The following is a 4,065-nucleotide window of genomic DNA, read 5'->3' as shown; positions in this document are numbered from 1 at the left end:
GAATTGAACCCTAAGTAAGTTCTATTTTTCCTGATCCGACAGGCATTCTCGGTTTAACGCGCCGTCACAACTTCAACTCGACCGGTGGATCGAGGCTAAAGCGCCATCAATAGGATGGGGCCAACGCAATAAGATCACCAGGCGTCTTATCCCGGTCATTTCTGCATTGCCTGTCGCCGCGGATCTCCGCAGTGCTATCCCCGACGCGCGCGCCGTGAAAATACCATCTGTTGCTCCGGTGGGTTTGGTTGCGGCCGAAATCCGATGCGTGTCGTTTTAGAGATCACGATTTGAAAGTTGGCTTGTCGGTAGCGTCAGGCCTGCACGTCTCCGCGCCATCCACCGTCGTCAGTTCCCTTCGCCTCGATGAATTCTTTGAAGTTTGCGAGGTCTTTTTTGATGGCGTGATTGTCTGCGCCGAGAGCGGCTCCGGCCTTCTCGAGCAGCCCTTTCGCCTCCCAATCAAGTTGGACCGTCACGCGCGTCTCGTTCTCGGCTAGCTTGTGGAACGTGACAACTCCCGCATGATCAACTTCGCCGCCGGTACTGTTCCAGGCGACACGCTCGTCGGGGTGTTGCTCCGTTATCTGCGCCTCAAAATTGCGCTCCACGCCGCCGATCTTGACCTTCCACTCGGTGAGAGTGTCGGTCACCTGAGTGATGGATTCAACAAAACTTAGGAACTTCGGAAACTCCTCGAATTTTGTCCACTGGTTATAAGCGACGGTAACTGGAACGTTGACGTCGACAGTCTCGATGACGTTGGGCATGATGACCTCCTAGTGCGAAGCAACGGGTTGAAGAGTATTTGTAACCGCCTTCACAGTACTGAAGGTTGGCGCGAGGTCAACCCGCTAAAAAAACTGAGGAACGGAGAGGCACTTGCCTGCGGAGCCCCAGCCGCGTCGACACGCACATTCGCGAACGCTCGTGTGCGTGTGCCTCCAGCGGATTGATCGGTTTGGACGTGTCGATCTCTCACGCTCATCGAGCGATAACCGCAACACCGACCGAGGCCTCGTCGCCCGGGGTCGCACGCCAACCGATTGCTTGAGCCACAGACAGGCAGTGGACCTGGATATCCCGGCCAGTGCTGCGGACTTTCGCAGCGACGTTCCCGACGCACGGGCTGTGAAGAATGCCATCCGTTGATCCGGTGGCTTGGGTTTCCGTCCCACTTTCACTCCTCCTACGAAGCACATTAGGAGGCCGCGCGGCCACACCGTTGCATTGACCGCTTGAAACTGTCGGCACTATTGGCCCTGTTTTGGCCCGGCGTTAACATCAGATTGATCGCTCATCTTGCATCCCCCAACTGGTTAAGCCCCACTGCATTACTGTCAATACAATATCTAGTTCCCATCTTGCAAGTGACAGAGCAGGTCAAGGTCATCAGGCAGCTAGATTCTGGCACAGGGTCAGGTGCCGCCCGGAAGCCGAACCTCTTGCGGGAATCGGGCGCAGCCAAGCGAGCGGATAACCCAGCGATCCCCGCCCAGCACTACGCCGCTACCGCCGAAATACTGTGGCTATGATCTGCGCTTCCTGCGTGGTCTCTTCTTCTTCGTGATCGGTACCGTCTCGGAGGAGGTGGCCGCTGACGTGTTGGTCTTCGAACTCGGTAATACTACGGTTGGGTACGCCGATGAGGAGGCCCCGCCCCCGGATGTCGATTTCACGACATCGGCCAGAATTATGGCCATCGTAATGACCACTCCACCTATCGAGCGCAGCACTGTGAAGGTACGTCTGAATGGCGTGCGGCTCCGGATATCTGTTCCCATTTTGGGGCCCCCTTGCGATGTAGCCTATCTAATCCATTAGAGCTCACCCATGAGTCACGACCACTTCGATGAGACGATGCCCTGAACTTGAGCAAAACCGCAGGTTGCGAGGGCAAGCGCTTAGCGTCGGCGGCCCTTACGTGTGCCCGCAAGCCGAACCCCCTACGGGACGGCAGCCGGGACGCTCACCTGCGTGCGTGGCACGCCTAGTTGTAGCGACGCTGAATTCCTTGTGACTAGGACAAGTCCACGCCTACGGTCATGAGAATGACAAGGACAACGAATCCGGCGACGATGCTCACCTCGCGGACGGACAGTCGAGTCACCAGGTTGACGAGAAACAGGGAGGCGACACCGACGAGCAGCAGCAAGCCGGTAATTGTGAGTCCGCCGTCCGCAATCTTCCCGATCTTGCACTGCGCTGGGTACGATTCCACGCACGACATCGGCCCCACGTCCGGCGCAACGACCAGAGAAACAAAGGACACGGCGGCCAGCTCAAGTGAAACGAACCCACACCAAAGAAGGCGAGCGGGGATTAGCGGTAACACCCTCGATGGTCTCAATTGACGCCGCGCGAAGCAAGGCGTCAATTCCGCAAGACGACCCTCGGCGCTCAGCTGTTGAACGGCACAATCGTGCCGCTGACTTCCACTGTAACTGTGACATCCGGTCGCTGCAGGGCCTGCGCGAACGCAATGCCGAGTTGCTCAAGGGTGTGCCCAACGGGTAGTTCAACGATCCCGATCGTGATACCCGAGGCGTCAGGTGCGGGGCTGCCCATCGCTACTTCCGCGCCTAACACCAGCCCGGGGGTAGTCACTGCCCTCTGGGTGAGCTCGGTCAACTCTGCCGGTATAAATACGGCGGGCTGGATGACCACGGTCAGGGTCTCCGGGGCTTGGGCGACCAGCTCCTCGAGCCGGGCACTCGGCGTGCCGTACCAGATGATCGTGACGGTGCTTCGATCGTTCGAGATCGCCGGGGAACCAAAATTCGCGTCCTCCGCCAGTTCACCCTGCAGCCGATCAAGCCATTGCATCGTCTCCAGATCCATTGGCGGAAAGGCCAGGTCCTCAGCTAGCTGGTCCGCGATAGCAAAAGACTCTTCCAGCGGCATTATCTTCGCTTCAGCTTGCGGCCCACTCGGCAGAGGAAGGGCTGCCGCGCAGCCACTCAACGCGACCAGCGCGCACAGTCCTATGCCGGACAGCGTGAGCCTGCGTCGACTTATCACAGTCTTTCGCATTGTTGTCACTCCTTCCCCAGTGGTAGTCCCTACTCTAGTGACGGCGCATGATCGGCCGAATATTACGACCCATTGGGTACAGCACAAGAGCGGTCAACGACTGATCGGACCAACCACGAATGGCTGATGCTGCTCCAACAGAGCTCGGCTGGGAGCGTCACTCGGACAAGCCCATTGACATACGTTGGCTGCAACGGCTCGATGGCGCTGCTCCAAGGGACATGAATTGTCTCGGATAGCGGACCTCTACCACCGCTGCAACCGAACCCGTAAGGGGAACACTCGGGCCTTCGGGGAAGTCGAGGTTTATTGCGCCAGGGTCGCGGGTCCCTATGGCGACTCTGCCTTGGGAGTCGCACCGACTGCTCCGATAGCGTTTCCGGCAACTTGGAGACCGGATATCCACCCAGGCCGCTAAGTTGAAGCCAACACCGGAATGATCCGATCTCGTGCGCAACCGAGCCAGGCTCGACCGCCACTTGCAGAAAGAGCAGGGATGCCGAAACGCTCAATCGTAATCACGACGACAGTCACCCTCGCTGCCGCCGTCATTGTGGCCGGCCTCTGGGTCACAGGCGGCGATCCGTTTCGTGGGATTCAGGAACTTATCGCACCACGATCGACTATGACGGCGGAAGACGTGTTCAACGGCTTCCAAGGACAACCGGGCCTTCCTGTCACCAATCTCCAGGACATCACAGCCGAGGCGTGTTCCGACGAGGTCAGATGCTCCCAAGCCGTCCGAGCGGACCAAATCACTGTCTACCAGTTCGAGGACCGAGACGATGCCGAAGGGTTCACAGCCGCCCTCGGCGATAACGGATACCAATCCGGCTGGATCGTCCTCGAATACCAAGATGCGAAGTACGACACCGACTCGGCGGAGAGTAGCTACGCCACAGTCGTCGACGCAAGTTGGACAAGCGAGTAACGCTTTAGCCTGAATCCACCGGTTGACCTTGAGGTTTTGACGGCGCGTTAAACCGAGAATGCCCCTCTGACCAGCTAAAATAGTTGTTATCTAGACAAGCT

At 58.3% G+C, this 4,065-nt stretch carries 4 protein-coding genes; 1 reads left to right on the top strand and 3 read right to left on the bottom strand.

Annotated elements, in window-relative coordinates; genetic code table 11:
* Positions 1-314 precede the first annotated feature (314 nt).
* The 3 genes from E3T43_RS15545 to E3T43_RS15535 all read right to left on the bottom strand — a co-directional run bounded on the left by E3T43_RS15545 (position 315) and on the right by E3T43_RS15535 (position 3,033).
* The gene (locus E3T43_RS15545) at positions 315-770 is read right to left on the bottom strand and encodes an SRPBCC family protein (protein WP_134473103.1); all 456 of its coding nucleotides are present in this window, start codon (positions 768-770) and stop codon (positions 315-317) included.
* Positions 771-2,020: 1,250 nt separating this feature from the next.
* Entirely contained in the window at positions 2,021-2,221 is a 201-nt protein-coding gene (locus E3T43_RS15540; RefSeq protein ID WP_206751405.1) for a hypothetical protein, read from the bottom strand.
* Positions 2,222-2,400: 179 nt separating this feature from the next.
* Positions 2,401-3,033, bottom strand: a complete 633-nt coding sequence (locus E3T43_RS15535; protein WP_134473101.1) for a hypothetical protein — start codon at positions 3,031-3,033, stop codon at positions 2,401-2,403.
* Between the two features lie 496 nt (positions 3,034-3,529).
* On the opposite strand from E3T43_RS15535, the gene E3T43_RS15530 reads away from it, so the two are divergent.
* A complete protein-coding gene (locus E3T43_RS15530) occupies positions 3,530-3,964 on the top strand; it encodes a hypothetical protein (RefSeq protein WP_134473100.1) in 435 nt (144 codons plus the stop codon).
* Positions 3,965-4,065: the final 101 nt, after the last annotated feature.

Source organism: Cryobacterium sp. Hh7 (genome assembly GCF_004403155.1).
GTDB lineage: Bacteria > Actinomycetota > Actinomycetes > Actinomycetales > Microbacteriaceae > Cryobacterium > Cryobacterium levicorallinum.
The sequence above is the reverse complement of the archived record's forward strand: the minus strand, read 5'-3'. Positions and strand labels throughout refer to the sequence as shown.